The 23,705-nt window shown below is 73.1% G+C and carries 22 protein-coding genes; 11 read left to right on the top strand and 11 right to left on the bottom strand.

What is annotated here, in order from left to right:
- Positions 1–2: 2 nt before the first annotated feature.
- The 4 genes from nadC to VT50_RS00325 are packed head-to-tail and all read right to left on the bottom strand — an operon-like array spanning position 3 to position 4,721.
- The gene (nadC, locus tag VT50_RS00340) at positions 3–995 is read right to left on the bottom strand and encodes a carboxylating nicotinate-nucleotide diphosphorylase (protein WP_420822162.1); all 993 of its coding nucleotides are present in this window, start codon (positions 993–995) and stop codon (positions 3–5) included.
- 32 nt (positions 996–1,027) lie between these two features.
- Positions 1,028–2,821 (bottom strand): L-aspartate oxidase, encoded by a 1,794-nt coding sequence (locus VT50_RS00335; RefSeq protein WP_046086546.1) that lies wholly within the window; start codon positions 2,819–2,821, stop codon positions 1,028–1,030.
- Positions 2,818–3,789 carry a pantoate--beta-alanine ligase gene (panC, locus tag VT50_RS00330; protein WP_046086547.1) on the bottom strand — a complete coding sequence of 324 codons (972 nt, stop codon included), beginning with the start codon at positions 3,787–3,789 and terminating at the stop codon, positions 2,818–2,820. Before panC ends, VT50_RS00335 begins: the two co-directional genes overlap by 4 nt.
- Entirely contained in the window at positions 3,786–4,721 is a 936-nt protein-coding gene (locus VT50_RS00325; protein ID WP_046086548.1) for a Rossmann-like and DUF2520 domain-containing protein, read from the bottom strand. Before VT50_RS00325 ends, panC begins: the two co-directional genes overlap by 4 nt.
- 147 nt (positions 4,722–4,868) lie before the next feature.
- Here VT50_RS00325 and VT50_RS00320 point away from each other — a divergent pair, with 147 nt between their 5' ends.
- The 3 genes from VT50_RS00320 (at position 4,869) to VT50_RS00305 (ending at position 8,086) form a co-directional block, all read left to right on the top strand.
- Entirely contained in the window at positions 4,869–6,215 is a 1,347-nt protein-coding gene (locus VT50_RS00320) for a threonine aldolase family protein (RefSeq protein WP_078840727.1), read from the top strand.
- A gap of 369 nt (positions 6,216–6,584) precedes the next feature.
- Complete coding sequence (locus VT50_RS00310; RefSeq protein WP_046086549.1) at positions 6,585–7,667, top strand: DUF5937 family protein; 1,083 nt, start codon at positions 6,585–6,587, stop codon at positions 7,665–7,667.
- A gap of 71 nt (positions 7,668–7,738) precedes the next feature.
- On the top strand, positions 7,739–8,086 hold the full coding sequence (locus VT50_RS00305) for an ArsR/SmtB family transcription factor (protein ID WP_046086550.1): 348 nt from the start codon (positions 7,739–7,741) through the stop codon (positions 8,084–8,086).
- A 93-nt stretch (positions 8,087–8,179) separates the two neighbouring features.
- On the opposite strand, the gene VT50_RS00300 is transcribed toward VT50_RS00305, so the two are convergent.
- Together VT50_RS00300 and VT50_RS00295 are read right to left on the bottom strand one after the other, a co-directional pair.
- Complete coding sequence (locus VT50_RS00300; protein WP_046086551.1) at positions 8,180–8,875, bottom strand: response regulator transcription factor; 696 nt, start codon at positions 8,873–8,875, stop codon at positions 8,180–8,182.
- Positions 8,876–8,969: 94 nt separating this feature from the next.
- Entirely contained in the window at positions 8,970–10,166 is a 1,197-nt protein-coding gene (locus tag VT50_RS00295) for a sensor histidine kinase (RefSeq protein WP_046086552.1), read from the bottom strand.
- A 109-nt stretch (positions 10,167–10,275) separates the two neighbouring features.
- Here VT50_RS00295 and VT50_RS00290 point away from each other — a divergent pair, with 109 nt between their 5' ends.
- Complete coding sequence (locus VT50_RS00290) at positions 10,276–11,322, top strand: SAM-dependent methyltransferase (RefSeq protein WP_046086553.1); 1,047 nt, start codon at positions 10,276–10,278, stop codon at positions 11,320–11,322.
- Positions 11,323–11,487: 165 nt separating this feature from the next.
- On the top strand, positions 11,488–12,630 hold the full coding sequence (locus VT50_RS00285) for an NADH-quinone oxidoreductase subunit D (RefSeq protein WP_046086554.1): 1,143 nt from the start codon (positions 11,488–11,490) through the stop codon (positions 12,628–12,630).
- A 93-nt stretch (positions 12,631–12,723) separates the two neighbouring features.
- Here VT50_RS00285 and VT50_RS00280 read toward each other — a convergent pair whose 3' ends face one another.
- The 4 genes from VT50_RS00280 to VT50_RS00265 form a co-directional block, all read right to left on the bottom strand.
- Positions 12,724–13,731, bottom strand: a complete 1,008-nt coding sequence (locus VT50_RS00280) for a hypothetical protein (RefSeq protein ID WP_079343740.1) — start codon at positions 13,729–13,731, stop codon at positions 12,724–12,726.
- A 258-nt stretch (positions 13,732–13,989) separates the two neighbouring features.
- On the bottom strand, positions 13,990–14,949 hold the full coding sequence (locus VT50_RS00275; protein ID WP_046087114.1) for an ABC transporter substrate-binding protein: 960 nt from the start codon (positions 14,947–14,949) through the stop codon (positions 13,990–13,992).
- Between the two features lie 219 nt (positions 14,950–15,168).
- A complete protein-coding gene (locus VT50_RS00270) occupies positions 15,169–15,906 on the bottom strand; it encodes an ABC transporter permease (protein WP_046087115.1) in 738 nt (245 codons plus the stop codon).
- Positions 15,906–16,589, bottom strand: coding sequence for an ABC transporter permease (locus VT50_RS00265; RefSeq protein ID WP_046087116.1), 684 nt, complete (start codon positions 16,587–16,589; stop codon positions 15,906–15,908). Before VT50_RS00265 ends, VT50_RS00270 begins: the two co-directional genes overlap by 1 nt.
- 141 nt (positions 16,590–16,730) lie before the next feature.
- Here VT50_RS00265 and VT50_RS00260 point away from each other — a divergent pair, with 141 nt between their 5' ends.
- Positions 16,731–17,888, top strand: a complete 1,158-nt coding sequence (locus tag VT50_RS00260; RefSeq protein ID WP_046087117.1) for a betaine/proline/choline family ABC transporter ATP-binding protein — start codon at positions 16,731–16,733, stop codon at positions 17,886–17,888.
- Between the two features lie 57 nt (positions 17,889–17,945).
- Here the strand turns inward: VT50_RS00260 and VT50_RS00255 are convergent, their stop codons facing one another.
- Positions 17,946–19,076 (bottom strand): alpha/beta hydrolase, encoded by a 1,131-nt coding sequence (locus VT50_RS00255; RefSeq protein ID WP_046087118.1) that lies wholly within the window; start codon positions 19,074–19,076, stop codon positions 17,946–17,948.
- Positions 19,077–19,244: 168 nt separating this feature from the next.
- Between VT50_RS00255 and VT50_RS00250 the strand changes: the two genes are divergently transcribed.
- The 5 genes from VT50_RS00250 to folK all read left to right on the top strand — a co-directional run bounded on the left by VT50_RS00250 (position 19,245) and on the right by folK (position 23,680).
- Positions 19,245–21,077, top strand: a complete 1,833-nt coding sequence (locus VT50_RS00250) for a phosphatidylglycerol lysyltransferase domain-containing protein (protein WP_046087119.1) — start codon at positions 19,245–19,247, stop codon at positions 21,075–21,077.
- An 88-nt stretch (positions 21,078–21,165) separates the two neighbouring features.
- On the top strand, positions 21,166–22,044 hold the full coding sequence (gene folP / locus VT50_RS00245) for a dihydropteroate synthase (RefSeq protein ID WP_046087120.1): 879 nt from the start codon (positions 21,166–21,168) through the stop codon (positions 22,042–22,044).
- Positions 22,041–22,526, top strand: a complete 486-nt coding sequence (locus VT50_RS00240; RefSeq protein WP_046087121.1) for a nuclear transport factor 2 family protein — start codon at positions 22,041–22,043, stop codon at positions 22,524–22,526. Before folP ends, VT50_RS00240 begins: the two co-directional genes overlap by 4 nt.
- Before the next feature lie 204 nt (positions 22,527–22,730).
- Positions 22,731–23,090, top strand: coding sequence for a dihydroneopterin aldolase (gene folB / locus VT50_RS00235; protein WP_046087122.1), 360 nt, complete (start codon positions 22,731–22,733; stop codon positions 23,088–23,090).
- Entirely contained in the window at positions 23,087–23,680 is a 594-nt protein-coding gene (folK, locus tag VT50_RS00230) for a 2-amino-4-hydroxy-6-hydroxymethyldihydropteridine diphosphokinase (RefSeq protein ID WP_046087123.1), read from the top strand. The genes folB and folK overlap by 4 nt, the downstream gene beginning before the upstream one ends.
- The last annotated feature ends 25 nt before the right edge of the window (positions 23,681–23,705 follow it).

Here is a 23,705-nt window from a genome sequence, read left to right as displayed (position 1 = left end):
GCTTACTTCTCCTCGGCCTCGCGCAGGTCCAGGCCGATGTCCAGGATCGGGGAGGAGTGGGTGAGCGCGCCGACCGCCAGATAGTCGACGCCCGTCTCTGCGTACGTACGGGCGCCAGCGAGCGTCAGCCGTCCCGAGGACTCCAGGGCGGCGCGCCCGGCGACCAGCTCGACGGCCTCGCGGGTCCGCTCCGGGGGGAAGTTGTCCAGCAGGATGAGGTCCGCGCCCGCCTCGAGGACCGGCGGGATCTGCTCCAGGGTGTCGACCTCCACCTCGATCGGCACATCCGGGAATTCCGCCCGTACGGCGCCGAACGCCTCCGCGACACCGCCCGCCGCGATCACGTGGTTGTCCTTGACCAGCGCGGCGTCCGAGAGCGACATCCGGTGGTTGACCCCGCCGCCGCAGCGCACCGCGTACTTCTCCAGGGCGCGCAGCCCCGGGGTGGTCTTACGGGTGTCACGGACCCTGGTCTTGGTGCCCTCGAGCGCGTCGGCCCAAGCACGGGTCGCGGTCGCGATACCGGACAGCCGGCACAGCAGGTTGAGCGCGCTGCGCTCGCCGGTGAGCAGGTCGCGGCTGCGGGTGCGGACGCTGAGCAGCTTCTGGCCGGGCTCCACCCGGTCGCCGTCCTCCACATGCCGCTCGACCTCGAACTCGTCCGTACAGACCACGGACAGGATCGCCTCGGCGATCCGCAGCCCCGCGACGGTGCCCGCCTCACGGGCCGTGAAGTCGCCGGTGGCGAAGGCGTCCTCGGGGACGGTGGCCACCGTGGTGACGTCCACGCCCTGGTCGAGGTCCTCCTCGATGGCCATATGGGCGATGTCCTCGACCTGGACGGGGTCGAGTCCGGCGCGGACCAGCAGCTCGGCCAGGTCGGGGTCCAGACCGCACTCCATCGGGTCGAGTTCACCGTCGTCACCGCCGCAGCCGCAGTCGTCGCCGCAGCCCGACCCCTCGGCGGGGGGACCGAGAAGCAGCGGCAGGGACAGGGGTGACTGGCGGTCATCGGACGTGCTGCTGCTCACGGGCGGGACTCCGTCTCGGCTCGGGGGGTGGTCAATGGGGGAAACGCTTCGGAGTCCGTGGCGCGGAGGTCGAGGGCGCCGTCCGGGCGGAGGGTGACCAGCAGGTGGCGGCGCCAGGCCGGGTCGTCCCGCTCGGGGCGGTCCTCGCGCCAGTGGCAGCCGCGGGTCTCCTCGCGGCGGAGCGCGGCGGCCACCAGGACCCGGGCGACGAGGTGGAGGTTGGTGGCCTCCCAGGTCTCGACCCCGGGTTCGGCCGTCTTCCCGTCCCGCCGCAGCTGCGCCGCGGCGTCGTCCTGGACGCGCTCCAGCCGGTCGGCGGCGCGGGCCAGGCTCTCGGCGGAGCGGAGCACTCCGGCGCCGTGGGTCATGATGTGCTGGATCTCGTAGCGGGCCTCGGAGGCGAGCAGGGGGGCGCCGCCGGGAGCGGCGGGGAGACCGGGCACGCCGGGGTCCGACGGCCCGGACGGCCGAGCGGCCACGGACGACCCGGCGGCCCCGGGCGCGAGGTCTTCCGTGATGTCCTCCGCGATGCGCTCCGCGAAGACCAGGCCCTCCAGAAGGGAGTTGGAGGCCAGCCGGTTGGCGCCGTGGACGCCGGTGCAGGCGACCTCCCCGCAGGCGTAGAGACCGGGAACGGTGGTGCGGCCGCGCAGATCGGTGCGGACCCCGCCGCTCGCGTAGTGCGCGGCCGGGGCGACCGGGATGGGCTCGGTCACCGGGTCGATGCCGTGGGCGCGGCAGGCGGCGAGGATGGTCGGGAAGCGCCGCTCCCACATCCGGGCCCCGAAGTGGCGGGCGTCCAGGTACATATGCTCGGCGCCGCGCTCTTGCATCCGCCGCATGATGCCCTTGGCGACGATGTCACGGGGCGCCAGCTCGGCCAGCTCGTGCTGCCCGCGCATGAACCGCACCCCGTCGGCGTCGACGAGATGGGCGCCCTCACCGCGCACCGCCTCCGAGACCAGCGGCTGCTGACCCTCCGCGTCCGGGCCCAGCCACAGCACCGTGGGATGGAACTGTACGAACTCCAGATCGCTGACCTCGGCCCCCGCGCGCAGTGCGAGCGCGACCCCGTCGCCGGTGGAGACCGCGGGGTTGGTGGTGGCGGAGAAGATCTGGCCCATGCCGCCCGTGGCGAGCACGACCGCGTCCGCCAGCACCGCGCCCACGCCGTCCCGCTGGCCCTCGCCCATGACGTGCAGGGTGACCCCGGCCGTCCGGCCGGTGCCGTCCTTGAGCAGATCGAGCACCAGGGCGTTCTCCACGGTGTCGATACCGGCCGCGCGGACCGCCTCGACCAGGGCCCGGGAGATCTCCGCACCCGTCGCGTCGCCGCCCGCGTGGGCGATCCGGCGGCGGTGGTGACCGCCCTCGCGGGTCAGCAGGATCTCGCCCGTGGCGTCGTCGGCGTCGAAGCGGGCGCCGGTGGCGATCAGTCGGCGCACCGCGTCGGGCCCCTCGGTGACCAGCGCCCGTACGGCCTGCTCGTCGCAGAGCCCGGCGCCTGCCACCAGGGTGTCGTCCAGGTGCTGCCCGGGGGTGTCGCCCTCGCCGAGGGCGGCGGCTATGCCGCCCTGGGCCCAGCGGGTGGAGCCGTCGTCCAGACGGGCCTTGGTGACCACGGTGACCCTGGCCCCGGCCGCGGCGCAGCGGAGCGCCACGGTCAGCCCGGCGACTCCGGAGCCTACGACCACGACATCGGCCTCGGTGGCCCAGCCGGGGGCGGGGGCGCGCAGGGCGGCGGCGGGGGCGGCGGCATCGGCCGCCGGGCGCCCGGTCGGACGGGTCATCGGGCGGCTCCGATCCACAGGCGGATGTTGTCTATCAGGCGGGTGGCGCCGACCGTGGCGGCGACGGCCAGCACGGCCTCGCCCGTGTGCCCGTCGGAGACCTCGGTGAAGTCGGCGGGGTCGGCCAGGGCCAGATAGTCCAGCACGAGGGGTGGTTCGAGCCCCGCCGCCTCGTCGAGCACCGCCCGCGCCGCGGACCGCACCGCGGCGGGCGACGCGACCCGTATCAGCTCGTGCTCCTCGGACCCGGCCGGGCCCTCCCCGGCCGCCAGCAGCCCCGCGTCGCGCCCCGCGAACAGCGCACGGGACAGGGCCAGCGCGGTGTCCCGCTCCTGGGCCGTCAGATAGCGGTTACGGCTGGAGAGGGCGAGCCCGTCGCCCTCCCGGACGGTGGGGACGCCGACGATCTCCACCGGGAAGTTCAGGTCGCGGACCATCCGGCGGACCAGCGACAGCTGCTGGGCGTCCTTCTCGCCGAAGAAGGCGATATCGGGGCGGGTGAGATGGAGCAGCTTGCCGACGACGGTGAGCATCCCGTCGAAGTGGCCGGGGCGGGAGGCGCCCTCATAGCGCTCGCCCAGGGTCCCGGCGGTGATCCGGACGCCGGGCTCACCGCCCGGATAGACCTCCTCGGCGGTGGGGGCGAAGACGATGTCCGCGCCCGCCTCGGCCGCGACCTTAAGGTCGGCGTCGAGGGTGCGCGGATAGCGGGCCAGGTCCTCGCCCACGCCGAACTGCAGCGGATTGACGAAGACGGTGACGGTCACCAGGCCCTTGGCGCCCACCCGGGCGCGGGCGGCGCGGATGAGCGAGGCGTGCCCGTCGTGCAGCGCGCCCATGGTCATCACGACGGCCGTGCGCCCCGGCACGGAGAAGTGGGCGAGCGCCGCGTCCAGATCCGGGCGATGGCGGAACAGCTCCACATCCGGCTCCCCTGGAAGTGCCTTGGTCCACAGCCTCGGGCTCATGCCTCGCTCCCTCCCCGGCCCCGCGCGTCGGTCACGTCCGAGAGCACGCCCAGCAGGTCCTCGGCGAGCTCCGGCTTGAGCAGACCGTGGGCGAGCGCCCGGTCCGCGGTCGTACGGGCCATGGCCAGATACCCGGCCACGGCGTGCGGGGCGTGCCGCCGCAACTCGGCGACATGGGCGGCGACCGTGCCCGCGTCGCCGCGCGCGACCGGACCAGTGAGCGCGGCATCGCCGCTGCGCAGCGCGTTGTCCAGCGCGGCGCCGAGGAGCGGGCCGAGCATCCGGTCGGGGGCCTCGACGCCGGACGCGCGCAGCAGCTCCAGGGACTGGGCGACCAGTGTGGTGAGGTGATTGGCGCCGACGGCGAGGGCGGCGTGATAGAGCGGACGGGACTCCTCCGCGATCCACTCGGGCTCCCCGCCCATCTCGATGACCAGCGCCTCGGCCGCCAGCCGCAGCTCCTCGGGCGCGGTGACGCCGAAGGAGCAGCCGGCCAGCCTGGGGACGTCCACCGAGGTGCCGGTGAAGGTCATCACGGGGTGCAGTGCGAGCGGCAGCGCACCGGCCCGCAGCGCGGGCTCCAGCACGCCGACCCCGTACCGGCCCGAGGTGTGCACCAGCAGCTGCCCGGGGCGCACCGCGCCGGTTTCGGCGAGGCCGCCGACCAGTTCGGGCAGCGCGTCGTCGGGGACGGTGAGCAGCACCAGCTCGGCCCGCGCCAGCACCTCGGAGGGCGGCACGACGGGGACGTCGGGGAGCAGGGCGGCGGCCCGGCGCACGGAGGCGTCGGAGACACCGGACGCGGCGACCGGGCGGTGCCCGGCCAGTTTCAGCGAGGCGGCGAGGGCCGGGCCGACGCGGCCCGCGCCGACGACCCCGACGGTGAGCCGGGCAGGGCGGTCCTGCGGCTCAGGCAGTGGTTGAGCGTTCACGCGACAACGGCCTTCCGTTCCAGTCCTCAGGGGGTACCGGACGATTCACCGCCATGCTACGCGAGTGCTTCCGGGGGGTTTGGCCGTACGCCCGGGCCTGTGGACAACTCTGTGGTCCGATGGACGTGCGTGCGACATGATCGGCCCATGACGGACGGGACGGCCGAGCGGGACGGGCCAGACGAGCCAGACGGGCCAGACGGGCCAGACGAGATGGACGAGATGGACGGGCCAGACGGCTCGGGCGGCGAGGCGGAGTCGGCCGCGCGAGCGCGCCGCCTCGCGGCCTGGCACGGCGCCGAGCGGACCCTCGCGCGGGGGCCCGCCGAGGAGCGGATCGCCGAGCGGCTGGCCGCCCTCACGACCGCCCTCACGACCGCCCGTACAGCCGATACCGCGCCGTACGGCGGGGACGGCTGGGTGGACATCTACGGCGACGGCGTCGTCGAAGAGCTCGAGCAACGGGTCGCCGGGCTGCTCGGCATGGAGGCCGCGGCGTTCTTCCCCACCGGCACCATGGCGCAGCAGGTCGCGCTGCGCTGCTGGGCGGGGCGCACCGGCAGTCCGGTGGTGGCGCTGCATCCGCTGTCCCATCTGGAGATGCACGAGCGGGACGCGTATCTGACGGTCAGCGGGCTGCGCGCGGTGCGTCCGACCAGCGAGCCGCGGCCGCCCACACCCGAGGAGATCCGGGGCCTGGACGAGCCGTTCGGCACCCTCGCACTCGAACTCCCGCTGCGCGACGCCGGGTTCGTGCTGCCCGAGTGGGACGAGCTGGTCGCGGCCGTGGCGGCGGCCCGGGAGCGGGACGCGGTGGTGCACTTCGACGGGGCGCGGCTGTGGGAGTGCACGGCGTACTTCGGCCGGGAGCTGCCGGAGATCGCCGCCCTGGCGGACTCCGTCTACGTGTCCTTCTACAAGTCGCTCGGCGGGCTCTCGGGAGCGGCGCTGGCCGGGCCCGAGACCCTGGTGGCCGAGGCCAGGGCGTGGCGCCACCGGTACGGCGGCCAGCTCTTCCAGCAGTGGCCGGTGGCGCTCGCCGCGCTGGACGGCCTGGACCGCGAGCTGCCGAGGCTGCCGTCGTACGTGGCGCACGCGCGGGTCGTGGCGGAGGCGCTTCGGACGACGTTCACGGCCGCGGGGGTGGGCTGGTCCCGGGTGCACCCCGGGGTGCCGCACACCCACCAGTTCCAGGTGTGGCTGCCGTATCCGGCGGCGGTGCTGGACGAGGCGGGGGTGCAGCTGGCGGAGGAGACCCGGACGGTGCTGTTCCGTCGCTGGCGGGAGCCGGGGCCGGCCGGGCTGGCCATGACGGAGCTGACGGTCGCCTCATCCGCACTCGAGTGGACGGCCGACGACGTCACGGCCGCGGCCGGTGCCTTCCTCGCCCGGGTCCGGGAGCTCATGGAGGCACGGGAGGCCACGGGGATCCGGGGGCTCACGGAAGTCCAAGGGCTCACCGAGGTCCGGGGGCTCACGGAGCGGGACGGCTGACCGGCGCCGCGCGAACGCCTCCCGGATCGCCCTTGCCGCCGTTATCGCCCTTGCCGCCGCTATCGCCCTTACGGCGCGCACGGCACCCGTAAGGCGGCCATGGCCGCCCCGGCGGCGGACCGGGCGGCCCAGGGTCACGGCCCGGAAGTCGCGGTACTCGCGCAGTTCCCGGAGGGTGCGCCAGTCGTGGAGGCCCGGTGCGGGCGGGGCGGGGTCGCCGCGCCTGGCGGCCCGGTACAGGTCGAGTGCGTACTGCTCGGTGAGGGACATGGCTCGACGGTCCGCCCGGCCCCGGGCGCCGGTCACGCCGTTTGACGATCGGCGTCAAACGAAGGCGGCGCCGGGTCCCGGCTCCCCCACCATGGGCTCATGGCCAATGTCATCGACATCGCCGGGCTGCCGCCCGAGCGCATCGTCTTCAGCCCGTCCCCCCTCGCCGAGCTGGGCGCCGCGCTCCACGTGCTGTCCGAGCCCGGCCACCACCCCGGGCTGCACGGCTGGGCCACCGCCACCGCCTCGGCGCTCAAGCCGGACCTCGCGGACCGGCTCTGCGAGGCGGACTTCCTGTGGCGCACCGCCCGCTCCGACCTGCTGCTCCCGGCCGCCCCCGGGGCGACGCTCGCCGAGGAGCTGGACGCGCTGGACCGGATCGACGACGAGACGTTCGTGGCCGCCGCCTTCGAGATCGCCTGCTCCCCCTCGTACTCCCGGCAGACCCCCTCGCCGCTGGTCGACGCGGGCGAACGGGCCCGGGTCCGCGAGATGGCCGCCGCCCGGGGACCGCGGCAGGCGGCCTTCACCGACCGCATGCTGGAGGATCCGGACGGGCTGCGGGTCTGGCTGCGGCGGCTGCTGGAGGACTGCGACCAGGCGTTCTTCGCCGACACCTGGCGGCGGACGCGGATCCAGCTGGCCGCCGACGCCCGCCACAAGGCCGGGCTGCTGCAGCGCAAGGGTCTCGCGGAGGCTCTGGCGTCGGCCTCCGCCGCGCTGTCGCTGTCGGAGGACGGGGAGAGCATCCTGGCCGACAAGCTGGCGGGCGGCCGTACGACGGCGTACGGCGACGGCGTGACCTTCATCCCGACCGCCTTCGGCTGGCCGCATCTCGTCATCGTGCACGCGCCCGGCTGGCGGCCGGTGATCCAGTACCCGGCCGGCACCCCCGAACTGCCCCCGCCCGCCGCCCTGGAACTCGTCAAGCGCCGCCTGGAGGCCCTGGCCCATCCGATGCGGATGCGGCTGTGCCGCACCCTGGCCCGCGGCCCGCACACCACCGGTGAGCTCTCCGAGGCGTACGGCATCACGCCCCCGGAGGTCTCCCGCCATGTCGCCGTGCTGAAGAAGGCCGGTCTCGTCACCACCCGCCGCCGCGGCCGCTACGTGCTCCACCAGCTCGACCTGCCGTCCGTGGCCCGGCTGGGCAGTGACTTCCTGGAGAGCGTTCTGCGGTAGGGCGCCGCCCCGCCTAAAATGTCCACCGCACGGTGCACGCGGTCGGAACGGGGAGCGGCGGAGGAGCGGCGATGAGCAACCGAAGCCACCGGTCCGCACCGCTCCACACCCACCCCGACGACGTCCCCGTACGGACCGCGCTCGCGGCGCTCGCCGACCCCGTACGGCTCCAGCTGGTCCGCGAACTGGCCGCGGCGGCCGACTGGGAGCGCGCCTGCGGCACGTTCGACGTCCCCGTGGGCAAGGCGGCCCTCAGCCACCACTTCTCGGTGCTGCGCGCGGCCGGGCTGATCGAGCAGCGCGACCTGGGCCCCAAGCGGGTCAACCGGCTGCGCCGGCCCGAGTTCGACCAGCGCTTCCCCGGGCTGCTCGACCTGGTGCTCCGCGAACGGTCACCGAACGGCGGGGGCGCGCGGTAGGCGGTGCCGACCGCAAGACGGCGCCGCCAGCCGTGCCGTGCCAGCCTGTCGTGCGAGCCGTAAGGACGCCACCGCGACCGTAAGGACGCCGCCTCAGCGGGCCGGTCCGGACGGCCCCCCGGCCCGGACCAGTCCGGTCTCGTAGGCCATCACCACCACCTGCACCCGGTCCCGCAGCTCCAACTTGGTGAGGATGCGGCCGACATGGGTCTTCACGGTCGCCTCGGACAGCACCAGCCGCGCCGCGATCTCGCCGTTCGACAGCCCCTGCGCGACCAGCAGCATGACCTCGCGCTCCCGGTCGGTGAGCCGGTCCAGCTCCGGCCCTGCCCGGCCCCCGTAGCCACCGGCCCCGCTACCCGGCAGCATCGGCGCGAACCGGTCCAGCAGCCGCCGCGTGGTGCTGGGCGCGACCACCGCGTCACCGCTGTGCACCGCGCGGATCGCCGCGAGCAGTTCGCCCGGCGGCACGTCCTTGAGCATGAAGCCGCCCGCCCCGGCCTTGAGCGCGGAGAAGGCGTACTCGTCCAGGTCGAACGTGGTCAGGATGATGACCTTCGGCGCGCCCTCCCGCTCACATATCCGCCGGGTCGCCTCCACCCCGTCCAGCCTGGGCATCCGGACGTCCATCAGGACGACGTCCACCTCGGTGGAGCGCAGCGCCTGAAGCGCCTCCACCCCGTCGCCCGCCTCGGCGACGACCTCCATATCGGGCTGGGCCGCGAGCACCATCCGGAAGCCGGTGCGCAGCAGCACTTGGTCATCGACGAGCATGACGCGGATCGACATCCCGGACGGTCCCTTCCCTCTGGCCGGACAGCTGGCCTGTCCCTCTGGCCTGTCCCTCTGGCCGGACAGCTGGCCTACGCACCCATCAGATGGCTCAACGAACCGGCTTCAGCGGCAGCAGCGCGCTGATCCTGAAGCCGCCGCCCGGTCGCGGGCCCGCGTCGAGCGTGCCGCCCACCATGCCGACGCGCTCCCGCATCCCGATCAGACCATGGCCGCTGCCGTCGGCGCCGCCGTCCTCGTACATCTCGCGCTGCGCACCCCGCCCGTCGTCCTCGACCAGCAGCCCGAGCCCGTCGTCGAAGTAGGTGAGGCGGACGCTCGCGCCCACGTCCGGGCCGCCGTGCTTGCGGGTGTTGGTAAGCGCCTCCTGCACGATGCGGTACGCGGTCAGCTCGACCCCGCTGGGGAGCTGGCGCGGGCTGCCCACGACCTTGAAGTCCACCGGGAGCCCGGCGACGCGCACCTGCTCCACCAGCTCGTCGATCTGCTCGACGTCCGGCTGCGGGACGTAGTCGTTCTCCTCGCCCGGCTCCCCGGTGCGCAGCACGCCCAGCAGCCGCCGCATCTCGGCCAGCGCCTGGCGGCCGGTACCGGAGATCGTCTCCAGCGCCTGCCGGGTCTGTTCGGGCGAGGAGTCCAGGACGTACGCGGCGCCGTCCGCCTGCACCACCATCACCGACACGTTGTGCGCCACGACGTCGTGCAGCTCCCGTGCGATCCGGGCGCGCTCGGCGGCCACCGCGACCTTCGACTGCGCCTCGCGCTCCTTCTCCAGCCGGGCGGCCCGCTCCTCGAGCTGGGCGTAGTAGGCGCGGCGGGTGCGGATCGAGTCGCCGAGCACCCAGGCCAGCACGAAGGGGATGGAGACGAAGACCGCCGAGACCACGTCCTCCCACCAGCCCTGCTGGGAGTGCGGCCAGCGGAGGATGGAGAGGGGGGCCGCGCTGATCGCCACGCCGAGCGCGAAGCGGGAGGCCGGGCGCGAGGAGGTGACCGCCACCGTGTAGACGATCACCAGCATGGCGAAGTCGGCCACATTCGGCCGGACGTCCGTGGCGAGCTGGGCGAGACCGCACAGTATGGCCAGCACCAGCATCTTCTCCGGGGCGCGGCGGCGCAGCGCGATCGTCACCCCCAGCGCCAGGACGATCGGCACGCCCGCGACGCGGGAGCCCCGGCCCACCGACGTCTCCACGAGCCACAGGAACCCGGAAGCGACAAGGAGGACCGCCCAGAAGGTGTCCACCCCTGTCGGGTGCCTGCGGAGAAATTCGTAGAGGCGCTGCACGTCACCCAGCGTAGGTATCGCCGGGCCCCTCCCGGGTCAGCCCGAGGGGCGATCCGAGACCCCCGGCCCTACTCCCCAAGGTGGAGACCAGTCCGCATAGCGTGGTGGTGTGGCGAGCGAGAAGCGTGAGTGGAGCGGATGGCGTACGGCGGCCGAACGCGCGCTGTACGGACCGGGCGGCTTCTTCCACCGGCCGGAGGGCCCGGCGGGGCATTTCCGCACGTCGGTGCAGGCCTCACCGCTGTTCGCGCGGGCGGTCGCGGAGCTGCTGTGCCGGGTGGACGAGGCGCTGGGGCACCCCGCCGAGGTGGCGCTGGTGGACCTGGGCGCCGGCCGCGGCGAACTGCTCACCCGGGTGCTCGCCCTGGCCCCCGGCCTGCCGCACCGGCTGGGCCGACGACTGCGTCCGTACGCGGTGGAGCGGGCGGAGCGGCCGCCGGGCCTGGACGGGCGGATCGCCTGGCTCGACGCCCCGCCGGAGGGGTGCGCGGGGCTGCTGTTCGCCAACGAGTGGCTTGACAACGTGCCCGTGGACGTGGCCGAGAACGACGCGGACGGCGTGCCCCGCCGGGTCGAGGTGGACCTCGCCTCCCTGGACGGCACCGAGCGGCTGGGCGACCCGGTGGACGGCGAGGACGCGGCGTGGCTGGCCCGCTGGTGGCCGCTGGCGGGCGGCGAACCGGGGCTGCGCGCCGAGATCGGCCGTCCGCGGGACGCGGCCTGGGCGGGGGCCGTCGGCTGCTTGCGGGCGGGGCTCGCGGTCGCCGTCGACTACGCCCACGAGCGTGGCGCCCGGCCTCCCTTCGGCACGCTGACCGGCTTCCGGGAGGGGCGCGAGGTCCGGCCCGTACCGGATGGGTCGTGCGATCTGACGGCGCATGTCGCGATGGACGCATGCGCCGTTGCGTGTGCCGCCTCGTCCGCCGCCGCGGCTGGGCCCGGCGGTGGGCTGATGGCGCAGCGCGAGGCGCTGGGCGCTCTGGGCCTCGACGGCCGCCGACCCCCGCTCGCCCTGGCCTCCAGGGATCCCACCGCGTACGTCCGTGCGCTCAGCGCGGCGGGCGAGGCCGCCGAGCTGACCGATCCTGCGGGACTCGGCGCCTTCACATGGCTCCTGCGCCCGGTGGGCCTGCCCCACGGGGTGCTCGGGCCGTAGGGCGTCCGGCGGAGCTCGGCGCCTACGGCGGCCGGTTCCCCTTCCCGCCCCTTCCCGAACCCGGGGCTCCGGGCCACGGAGCGCACCGGTATGCGGCTCCGCCGCGGGGGCCGGGGCCAGGGGCGGAGGCCCTGTTGCGCGGCGCTTGCTGAGAGACTGGTGTGCATGACGGAGACGACAGTCGGCATCGGCGGCGCCGCCGAGAGCACGGACATGGTGCTCAACATCGGCCCACAGCACCCCTCCACCCACGGAGTGCTACGGCTGCGGCTGGTCCTCGACGGGGAGCGGATCCAGAGCGCCGAGCCGGTGATCGGCTATATGCACCGGGGCGCGGAGAAGCTCTTCGAGGCGCGCGACTACCGCCAGATCATCATGCTCGCCAACCGTCACGACTGGCTCTCCGCCTTCTCCAATGAACTCGGCGTCGTGCTCGCCGTCGAGCGGATGCTGGGCATGGAGGTCCCGGAGCGCGCGGTGTGGACCCGTACGCTGCTCGCCGAGCTCAACCGGGTCCTGAACCACCTGATGTTCCTCGGCTCCTACCCCCTGGAGCTGGGCGGCATCACGCCGATCTTCCACGCGTTCCGGGAGCGCGAGGACCTTCAGCACGTCATGGAGGAGATCTCCGGCGGCCGGATGCACTACATGTTCAACCGGGTCGGCGGTCTCAAGGACGACCTCCCTGCGGGCTGGCTGGGCCGGGCCCGGCGGGCCGTGGCCGAGGTGCGCTCGCGGATGGGCGTGTACGACGACCTGGTGCTCGGCAATGAGATCTTCCGGGGCCGCACCCGCGGCGTGGGCGTCCTGGCCCGCGAGACGGTGCACGCGTACGGGGTCAGCGGCCCCATCGCCCGGGCCTCCGGCGTCGACTTCGATCTGCGGCGCGACGAGCCGTATCTGGCCTACGCCGAGCTCCGTGACGTCCTTAAGGTCGCCATCCGCGAGGAGGGCGACTGCCTCGCCCGGTTCGAATGCCTGTTGGAGCAGACGCACGCCTCGCTGGCGCTGGCCGACGCCTGTCTGGACCGGCTGGACGAGCTCCCGGCGGGGCCGATCAACCAGCGGCTGCCGAAGGTGCTCAAGGCGCCCGAGGGCCACACCTACGCCTGGACCGAGAACCCGCTCGGCCTCAACGGCTACTACCTCGTCTCCAAGGGCGAGAAGACGCCGTACCGGCTGAAGCTCCGCTCGGCGTCGTACAACAACATCCAGGCGCTCACCGAGCTGCTGCCCGGCACCCTCGTCGCCGACATGGTGGCGATCCTGGGGTCGCTCTTCTTCGTCGTCGGCGATATCGACAAGTAGGCGACAGGGACGAGTCGGCGGCAGGGGCAAGCTACCGACACGTGATCGGCACGTAGCCGGTCAACGCGCGGGCGGGCCGCGCGGCACGATCCCTCACGAGATCGCGCTGCGCAGCTCCCCGAGGTCCATCTGCTCCGTCTCGTCGTGCGCGGTCAGGTCGATGACCTCGCCCACCGCGCCCTTCTTGGTCTCCGCCAGGGTCTCGTCGCCGATCACATCCGCCAGGTCCTCCTCGGCCGCAAGGTCCTCCTCGGCGGCCGGTTCGGGCTCCCGCTTCTGCTTCTTCGTCTGCTTCTTCTGGGTGCCGAAGTAGTCGAAGCCGCTCTCCGAACGGGAGGCGGCCCGGCGTGCCGCGGCATACGGCACCACCGCCGAGGCGGCCGTACGGGTGTGGGCGGGCGGCTCCTGCGGGCCGTCGCCGTCCTGCCCGCCGGCCGCCGGGGGCTTCCCCAGCGTGGCGGCACCGTCCTTGCCCCGGCTCTCGCGCGGGCCCTTACGGTCGTCGCGATCCGCGTTCCGCTCCGTGGCCCGCTCGGGGGCCTCGGCCCGGGCGACCGCGGCGGCGGCCTGCTCCCGCCGCTCCTTCTGCCGCCGGGCGCTCTCCCTGAGGCGGCTCAGCGCCTCGTCGGCCTTGGCGTACGCGGCGGCCGACGGCAGCCCGGTGGGGATCTCGTCCGGCTCGTCGTCGGAGTCGACGGAGACGGATGCTGATGCGGACGCGGACGCGGCGACCCCTGCGGCCTCCAGCTCCTTCGCCGGGGACGCGGCCTCCAGCGCGAGCCGACGGCGGCCCTCCAGGGCGCTGGCCCGCTCGGTCTCGGCCGTGGCGTAGCGGCGCAGCAGCTCGGCGTGTTCATTGCGCAGCCGGGCGAGTTCCGCGCGCTTGGCGCGCAGCCGGGTGTTGAGCGCGCCACGGAGCTCACTGGCCTTCTCGGCGTCCGCCTCGAGCTCCGCGATCCGCTCCTCGTACTTCATCTCCTGGCGCGCGGTCTCGCTCGTGGCCTCCGCGACCCGGCGGCCGGCCGAGCGGTCCCAACGGCGCAGCAGAACGGCCCCGACGACCGCGGCACCGGCCGCGGTCGCGGCCAGCCCACGGATCACGACCGTATCGCCGACCAGCCAGGCACCGGCGGCGCAGGTTATTGACGCGACTGCGACCGAAGCGGAGGGGAGGAGCCTGTGCAGGGGAGGGGATTGGCGGTGGCGTCCACGTGGCATGGCCCGAAACTTACCGTGCTAAGGGGTGGCTTGGGTGCCCGCCGGGCCAGATCTGTTGTCAATCCGTTGGGAAATGCGGCGGTTGCGCGGCCGAGATCCCTTGCCGCGCCCCGCCAAACCGTCCCGAGCGGGGATTTGATCCTACTTCACCAGCCCCTTGTCCCGCAGGTAGTCATCGGCGACATCCACCGGCTTGAGCCGCTCCGCGTCAACCTTCTTGTTGAGTTCCCTCAGATCGGCGGTCGTCAGCACCTTGGTGAGCTTGTTCAGCGAGTCCGCGATCTTCTGTGAACCGGCGGACTTCGCATTCACCACGGGAAGTACGTTGTCGGCATTCTGCAGCTTTTTGTCGTCGCCGAGCAGCACCAGACCGAACTGGTCCAGCGTGCTGTCCGTGGTCGTGGTCAGGACCATCTGGTCCTTGCCGTCCTTGACGGCCTGCTTGGCCTGGACGCTGCCGATGTCCAGCGGGTCGATCCCGGCGATGTCGATGCCGTACTTCTTCTCCAGACCCGGCTGGCAGAAGGGCCGCTTGGGGCATTCGTCGCCCGCCGCCAGGGTGACCTTCTGCTGGGACTTCCCGAGGTCGGAGAGGGTCTTCAGACCGTGCTTCTTGGCGAAGTCACGGCTGACCGCGAAGGCGTTCTGGTCCACGGCCTTGCCGTGCTCCAGCACCTTCAGCCCGCGCGCTCCGGCGAGCTTCTTCAGCGCCGCGACCGTCTTGGTCACGTCCGAGGAGGCCACCGGGGCGGCATTCGACCCGTTCTTCTTCTGGTTGAGGAATTCGGCCAGCGTCGCCGCGTACTCCGGCACGACATCCATCTGGCCCTTCTCCAGGGCCGGTTCATACAGCTCACGGGCGTCCACCGTCTTGATCGAGGTGGAATAGCCGGTGTCCTTCAGAACTCCCGCGTACAGCTCCGCGAGGATCTTCGACTCCGAGAAGGAGGCGGATCCGATCACCAGCGAGCCCTTGCCCGGTTTACCGGAGCTGTCGCCGCCGCTCGACTTCTCCAGGCTGTCCCCGCCGCAGGCGGTCAGTCCGGCCGTCAGCGCCGCTACCCCCGCCACGGCGGCCGCCGCCTGATTGATCTTTCTCATGGTTCCCCATCCGTTGTTGTGGCCGCGGTTGTGTGGCCGCGTTGTCGGCGCATTCCGCTTCATCGGCTATCTATGCGTCTCCGGCGATGTCTGCGTCATGCGCTTCGGCGATCTCTTCGTCTTCCGCGCTCCCCGCGCCGCCCGCCCCGGGTGTCCGCACGCCCGGCGCCCGGTCGCGGGAGGGCCCGGGAGGGCCCGGGAGGGCCCGGCCCGCCGGACCTACGTCGTCAGGGCCGGTGAGGCCGGCGCCTGGTCGGCGGGCGGGCGCCGGGCCGCGGTCGGCCCCCGCCCCGTCCTGCGCCGCATCGGGTCGAGCACCAGGCCCAGCAGCACGAAGACGCCCTCGACCACCAGCGCCAGGGACGCGACCAGCACCGCACCGGCCACCACCTGCGGGGTGTCGGTGAGCCGGAAGCCCGCCGTGATGATCCGCCCGAGACCGCCGCCGCCCGGCAGCGCGGCCAGCGTCGCGGTGGCCACGACCTGCACCGCGGCCGTCCGTACGCCCGTCATGATGAGCGGGAACGCCAGCGGCAGCTCGACCCGGCGGATCAGCTGGGCGCCGGTCATCCCCATGCCGCGGGCCGCCTCCACGACCTCACGGTCCGCCTCGTGCACCCCGACATAGGCGTTGGTGAGCAGCGGCGGGATGGCGAACAGCACCAGCGCGATGATCGTGGGCCACTGGCCGTGCGTCCCCAGCGGGCTGAGCAGCAACAGCACCAGGACGGCGAAGGTGGGCACGGCGCGCCCCGCGTTGGAGATGTTCACCGCGAGCGCGCCGCCCCTGCCGATGTGGCCGAGGGCCACGGCGATCGGCAGCGCCACCGCGCAGGAGATCGCCAGGCAGACGAAGGTCAGGAACAGATGCTGGCCCAGCCGGTGCCACACCCCGTCGGGGCCGGCCCAGTGCGACCCGGTGGCCAGCCAGGTCCACGCCTTGGCGACGACGTCCATCAGGTGGTGCCCTTCCGACTCTTGCGTGCCCACGGCGTCAGCAGCCGCTGGAGGCCGAGCAGCAGCAGATCCGCCACCACCGCCAGCGCCACGCACAGCACCGAGGCGGTGAGCACCTCGGCCTTGAAGAAGCTGCGCATGCCCTCGTAGATGAGGTTGCCGAGGCCGCCGTACCCGATGATCGCGCCTACCGTGGTGAGCGAGACCGTGGAGACGGTGGTGATCCGCAGCCCGGCCATCAGCGCGGGCAGCGCGAGCGGCAGCTCCACGCCGAACAGCAGCCGCAGCGGGCCGTACCCCATCCCCCGGGCCGCCTCCCGCGCCTCCTCGGGCACCGAGGCGAGACCGGCCATGATGTTGCGCACCAGGATCGTGAGCGAATAGAGCACCAGACCGGTGATCACCACCGCCGCCGATACCCCGAACACGGGCAGCAGCAGCGAGAACATCGCCAGCGACGGCACCGTGTAGAGGATCGTGGTCAGCCCCAGCACCGGCCCCGCCACCGGCCGCCAGCGGCGGGCCAGCAGCGCCAGCGGAAAGGCGACCAGAAGGCCGATCGCCACCGAGGCGAGCGTGATCCCCACGTGCTCGAGCGTCGCGTCCGTCAGCTCTTGACCGCGTGTGCGTACATACTCACCGCATATCCACTCGTTACTGATCAGACAGTTTCCGTCGGCCATACGCTCACCTCCCCCATCAGGTCGCGGGCCGGTTGCTCATCACCAATTCCAGGTGACCCTAACCCCGGGAGATGACAATCTCGTCCGATCGCCACACAACAGCAACAATGTCTGCCACGAATGCGGCAACAATGGGGAGCCATGATCCGTTTCGAACATGTCACCAAGCGCTACGCCGATGGCACGACGGCCGTGGACGACCTCTCCTTCGAGGTGTCGGAGGGCGAGCTGGTCACCCTCGTCGGCCCCTCGGGCTGCGGCAAGACGACGACGATGAAGATGGTGAACCGGCTCATCGAGCCGACATCGGGCCGGATCCTGGTGGACGGCGAGGACATCGCCGCGGCGGATCCGGTCGCCCTGCGCCGCCGCATCGGCTACGTCATCCAGCAGGTCGGGCTGTTCCCGCACAAGACCGTGCTGGAGAACACCTCGACCGTGCCGCATCTGCTGGGCTGGCAGCGGAAGAAGGGGCGGGAGCGCGCCGCCGAGCTGCTTGACCTGGTCGGCCTCGACCCGTCCGTCTACGGCGACCGCTACCCCGACCAGCTCTCCGGCGGTCAGCGGCAGCGCGTCGGGGTGGCCCGGGCGCTGGCCGCGGATCCGCCGGTGCTGCTGATGGACGAGCCGTTCGGCGCGGTCGACCCGGTCGTCCGCGAACACCTCCAGACCGAATTCCTGCGGCTTCAGTCACAGGTGCGGAAGACCGTGCTCTTCGTCACCCATGACATCGAGGAGGCGGTCCGGCTGGGGGACCGCATCGCGGTCTACGGCTCGGGGCGGATCGAGCAGTTCGACACCCCGGCCACGGTGCTGGGCGCACCCGCCACCCCGTATGTGGCCGACTTCGTCGGCGCGGACCGGGGGCTGAAGCGGCTGTCGGTCACCCCCATCGAGCCCGGCGACCTGACCCAGCCGCCCGTGGTCCACCTGGACGACCCGCTCTCCAAGGCGGCCGCCCGGCTGGCCTCCGACGGGGCGCGCTGGGCGGTCGTCCTGGACGACGCGGAGCGGCTGCACGGCTGGATCCCGGCGGAGGCGGCCGACGGCGCGCAGGGGACCGTACGGGACCACGCGCGCCGGATGGAGGCGTGGCTGCCGGTGGGGGCGCCGCTCAAGCAGGCGTTCAGCACGATGCTCCAGCACGACGCGGGCTGGATCGCGGTGCTGGACGACGACCGCTTCCTCGGCGTCCTCACCCCGGCCCGGCTCCATGAGGCCCTTCGCCGCTCGATCGACGCCGACGCGGGCGGCATCGCCCGCGGCGACGTCGAGCTCCAGACCGTCGCCGACGCGTAGGCCCGTCCCGGGCCGCGGACGATCGACGGCTGCTCAGGGCACCTTCCAGCGGAGCGCTCAGCGGTCGGCGAGGCGGCCGCCGAGCCACTCCAGCGCGGCGGGCACCTCGCGCTTCCAGGTGTTGAAGTTGTGGCCGCCGGTGCCCAGGATGATCGACGAGATCCGGGTCGGCCCGCCGCGCCGGTTGAGCCGCTGCACCTTGTTCACGAAGCGCACGGTGTCCCGGTAGTTCTGCTCACCGTGCTCACTGCTGGACACCAGCAGCGAGACCGGCGGCGCCGGCTTGTGGTCCAGCCGCCACATCAGGTCGTTCTCCCGCTCCAGCCGCGCGCTGCCGCCGAAGAGATCGCCCGTGGTCGCGTCGATCGGGGCCTTGTACGAGGGGGAGAGCCCGGCCGCCGCCGAGAACGCGTCGGGGTGGCGCATCGCCATCTTCAGCGCGCAGTAGCCGCCGGTGGAATTTCCGATGACGCCCCAGTTACGGGCCCGCTCGCCCACGCGGTAGTGGTCGGCCACCGCCTTCGGCAGGTCCTTGGTGAAGAACGTCTCGGTCCGCGGCCCGCCGGGCACGTCCACGCACTCGGTGTCGCGCGGCGGCGCGACCGTCGGCCGCATCATCACCAGGACGAGGGGCTGCATCCGTCCCCTTGTGACCAGCCGGTGCGAGTGCTGCGGATACTTCAGGCCATTGATAAGGGCCTCGGTAGTGCCCGGATACCCGGTCAGCACCAGCGCGGCGGGGAAGGTACGCCTGGCGTACTCGGGCCGGAAGTACTCCGGCGGCAGATAGATGTACGCGGGGCTGGCGATCCCGGAGACCGGACCCTGGATGTTCACCTTCTCGATGCGCCCGGCGACCTTGGGCGGGGAGCCGCCGTCCTCGGGCAGGCGGCGGGTCTCGGTGACCCGCACCCGGGTGCCCGGGGTGTCATGGTCCACCACGACACCCGGCTCGTCCTGCGTGCCGAGGAGGTCGGACCATGATCCGTAGAATCCGAACGACTGATTGGCGAACAATCCGAACGCCATGAACACGCTCAGCTGCGTGACCAGTAGCATGCCGAACCGGCCGAGCACGGGAGCCACACCGCGCCCGGCCAGCCGCGGCCACAGCCATATCGTGGCCGCGAACAGCAGCAATGCCGCGATGGCTGCCGCGATCACGATGTTGTTGCTCGTGAGACCCATCACTATCTTTCTGCCGGGCGGCCGGCCCCCCGTGCCGCCGGGGAGCCTCCCCAACCGTGGCGGGGGAGTGAACCCCTTTCCTTCAAACGCCGTCTTACTGGGCGCAAATCGTGCGGATACCGCGCAACAGAACTGAAGATCCTCTTGACCGAAGCGACGGGAATACAGATGCCTGACAGTCAAGATGCCGAAACATCCGGGAAGGTTCCCGCCCGGATACGGCGCCTGACGCGCGGCCCCAGGCCAGAGGCGGTACCCAGCGCCGTCGGCACCGCGTGCACGCTGATCGGGCTGATGGACATCGTCTTCCCGCGGCTGCGGCACAGCCGGGTGCACGCGCTGGCCGAGCTGCTGCCGGGCGCCGTGAGCTCCCTGGCGGCCGCCGCCTCGATCGTGGTCGGTCTGCTGCTGCTGATGCTGGCCCACGGCCTCAAACGGCGTAAGCGGCGGGCCTGGGTGGCCGCCGTGGGGCTGCTGCCGGTCGGCGCCGCCGCACAGCTGCTCTACCGGCACTCGGTCATCGGCATGGTCCTCTCCCTCGTGCTGATGGGGGTGCTGCTCCGCTACCGCGCCGAGTTCGCGGCGCTGCCCGACCCCCGCAGCCGCTGGATGGCGCTGGCCAACTTCGTGGGTCTCGGCGCGGTCAGCGTCACCGTGGGACTGCTCATCGTCCGGTCCCATCCGGACACCATCGAAGGCCGGCCGTCGCTCCGCCAGCAGCTGGAGCACGTCCTGTGGGGCCTGTTCGGCTTCGAGGGGCCCGTCGACTACCGCCACGGCGCGGACTACACCGTCGGCTACTCCCTCGGCGCGCTGGGCCTGCTGACCGTGGCCACCACCGCCTATCTCGCCTTCCGCCCCGAGCACCCCGCCGCCCGCCTCACCGCCGAGGACGAGGAGCGGCTGCGGGGCCTGCTCGCCGCCCACGGGCGCCGCGACTCGCTCGGCCACTTCGCGCTCCGCCGCGACAAGGCCGTGGTCTTCTCCCCCACCGGCAAGGCCGCGGTCTGCTACCGCGTGGTCTCCGGGGTGATGCTCGCCAGCGGCGACCCGGTCGGCGACGTGGAGGCCTGGCCCGGGGCGATCGCCCGCTTCATGGAGGAGGCCCGGGCCCACTCCTGGACCCCGGCGGTGATGGGGTGCAGCGAGACCGGCGGCGAGGTGTGGACCCGCGAGACCGGCCTGGACGCGCTGGAGCTCGGCGACGAGGCCATCGTCGATGTGGCGGACTTCACCCTCTCCGGGCGCGCCATGCGCAATGTGCGCCAGATGGTCAAGCGGATCGAGCGGGCCGGGTACCACACCCGGGTGCGGCGCGCCTCCGAGCTGAGCCCCGAGGAGCTGGCCACCATCCGGCGCGCCGCCGCCGACTGGCGGGGCACCGACACCGAGCGCGGCTTCTCGATGGCGCTGGGCCGGATCGGTGACCCGGCGGACGGGGACGCGGTCATCGCCACCGCCCACAAGGCCGCGGACGAGGGCGCGGAGGACGGCCCGTACGGGGACCTCAAGGCCGTGCTGCACTTCGTGCCGTGGGGCCGGGACGGGATGTCGCTCGAGCTGATGCGGCGCGACCGGAGCGCCGACCCGGGCATGAACGAGCTGCTGATCGTGGCCGCCCTGCGGGCCGCCCCCGAGCTGGGCGTGGAGCGGGTGTCGCTGAACTTCGCGATGTTCCGCTCGGCGCTGGCGCGCGGCGAGAAGCTGGGCGCTGGCCCGGTGCTGCGCGGCTGGCGGGCGCTGCTGGTGTTCCTCTCCCGCTGGTTCCAGATCGAGTCGCTGTACAAGTTCAACGCGAAGTTCCAGCCGCGCTGGGAGCCGCGCTTCGTGGTCTTCCGCAACACCCGCGACCTGCCGCGGATCGGGCTGGCCGCGATGCAGGCCGAGGGGTTCGTCTCGTTCGCCCTGCCCCGGCTGCTGCGCCGCGGGCGCCGCCCCGAGCCCCGGCCCTGCGCCCACCGGCACCTGACCGAGGGCCGGGAGCTCCAGCAGGCGGCCTGATCCAGGAGTCAGCCCCGGGCCCCGTCCGGTGGATCTACGCGGGCCCGCGTAGATCCACCGGACGGGGCGTACCGCCTAGGCTGGGCACATGAGCACGTTGCATGGGCGGGGACGGGTGGCCGGACTGCCGGAGTGGGACCGGTGCGCGGTGATGGGCGTGGTGAACGTCACACCCGACTCCTTCTCCGACGGCGGGAAGTGGTTCGACACCGATCTGGCCGTGAAGCACGGTCTCGCCCTGGTCGCCGCCGGGGCCGACCTGGTGGACGTCGGCGGCGAGTCGACCAGGCCCGGCGCGGCGCGCGTCGACGAGGCCGAGGAGCTGCGCCGGGTGATCCCGGTGGTCCGGGAGCTGGCCGCGGCCGGGGCCGTGATCAGCGTGGACACCATGCGGGCCGCGGTGGCCGAGCGGGCCGTGGCGGCCGGGGCCCGGCTGGTCAACGACGTCAGCGGCGGCGGCTCCGACCCCGCGATGGTGCCCGTGGTGGCCGCGGCGGGGGTGCCGTTCGTGGTGATGCACTGGCGCGGCCAGTCGATCGACATGAACAACCGGGCGGTGTACGCGGACGTGGTCGGCGAGGTCGTGGCCGAGCTGCGCACCGGCCTGGAGCGGGCGGTCGCGGGCGGCATCGACCCGGAGCGGATCGTGGTCGACCCGGGCCTGGGCTTCGCCAAGGACGCCGGCCACGACCTGGCGCTGGTGGCCCGTCTGTCCGCGCTGCGGGAGCTGGGCCGGCCGCTGCTGGTGGCCGCCTCCCGCAAGCGGTTCCTGGGGCACGTCCTGGCCGGTGACGGGGGCAGCCCGCCGCCCGCCCGGGAGCGGGACGCCGCCACGGCGGCGGTCTCCGCGCTCGCGGCGCGCGAGGGCGCCTGGGCCGTCCGGGTGCACGAGGTACGGGCCAGCGCGGACGCGGTGCGCGTGGCGCGGGCCGTCGAAGCGGCCGAGACCACGGCGGGAGCGCTGTGACTTCCCTTACGGACAACGAGCGGGTGGCGCTGGTGAACACCGCGCTGTACGACGCCATGGAACAGGGTGACCACGCCACGCTGCAGCGGCTCTGGCTGGACTCCCCCGACACCGAGGTGTCCTGTGTCCACCCGGGCTGGCCGGTGCTGCGCGGCCGGGGCGAGGTGCTTCGCTCCTACGCGCTGATCATGGCCAACACGGACTACATCCAGTTCTTCCTGACCGATGTCGAGGTGTCGGTGATGGCCGACACCGCCCTGGTGACCTGCACCGAGAACATCCTCAGCGGCGCGCCGGCGGAGGAGGAGGGCCAGCTCGGCCCGCTGGTGGGCCAGCTGGTCGTGGCCACGAACGTGTTCCGCCGGACGGAGGACGGCTGGAAGGTCTGGGCGCACCACGGCTCCCCGGTGCTCGCGGAGAGCGACGACGAGGAGCCGGGCGGCCCCGAAGGCCCCGCCGACGACGGGCTGCTGCCGGGCTGATCCCACCGGAGTTCGCGCCCCGTGCGGTGGGGGTAGGAGGCTGTGGCGCGGAGCGTCGGCAGCGGGCGCCGCCCACCCCATGGGCGGGTGCCGCCGGAGCCCGCAGGTAGATTCGAGGCAGGTACCCCCGCGGACGGCGGGGGACGGGTGGTGCGTTCCGGCCGGGACGTGCCCGCGTACCGACGACCAGCAGGAGTGGTTCAGGTGGATCGTGTCGCGCTGCGCGGCCTGAGGGCGCGCGGGCACCACGGTGTGCTGCCCCATGAGCGGGAGGAGGGCCAGGACTTCGTCGTGGACCTCGTGCTCGGCCTGGACACTCGGCCCGCCGCGGCCGCCGACGACCTCGGAAAGACCGTCCACTACGGCGTGGTGGCGGAGGAGGTCGTGGACGTGGTACGGGGTGAGCCGGTCGACCTGATCGAGACGCTGGCCGAACGGATCGCGGACCGGTGCCTCGAGCACGACGTGGTACGGGAGGTCGAGGTCGTGGTGCACAAGCCGCGGGCCCCGATCACCGTGCCCTTTGACGACGTGACCATCACCATCACCCGGAGCCGAGTATGAGCAGCAGCGACCCGACCGTGCAGCCCGTTCCCACCTCCGTGGTGGAGCAGGTGGACGCCGCCGATGTGACGTTGAGCAACCCCAAACGGGCGGTGATCTCGCTCGGCAGCAACCTGGGCAACCGCCTGGAAACCCTGCAGGGCGCGATCGACGCGCTGGAGGACACCCCGGGCCTGCGGGTCAAGGCCGTGTCGCCGGTGTACGAGACGGATCCGTGGGGCGTGGAGCCCGGCTCCCAGGCCACGTACTTCAACGCGGTGGTGCTGATCAAGACGACGCTGCCGCCGTCCTCGCTGCTGGAGCGCGGCCATGCGATCGAGGAGGCGTTCGAGCGGGTGCGGGACGAGCGCTGGGGCCCGCGCACCATCGACGTGGACATCGTGGCGTACCAGGACGTGGTCTCCGACGACCCGCGGCTGACCCTGCCGCATCCGCGCGCCCATGAGCGCGCCTTCGTCCTGGTGCCGTGGAACGACGTGGATCCGCGGGCCGAGGTGCCCGGGCGGGGCACGGTCGCGGGGCTGCTGGCGGCGGTGGGCAAGGACGGCGTCCGGGTCCGCGTCGACCTGGAACTGCGACTGCCCGAGTAGACGTTGATCCGGATAGGTTCCGGGA

The sequence above is a fragment of the Streptomyces antioxidans genome (genome assembly GCF_000968685.2).
Taxonomy (GTDB): domain Bacteria; phylum Actinomycetota; class Actinomycetes; order Streptomycetales; family Streptomycetaceae; genus Streptomyces; species Streptomyces antioxidans.
The sequence above is the reverse complement of the archived record's forward strand: the minus strand, read 5'-3'. Positions and strand labels throughout refer to the sequence as shown.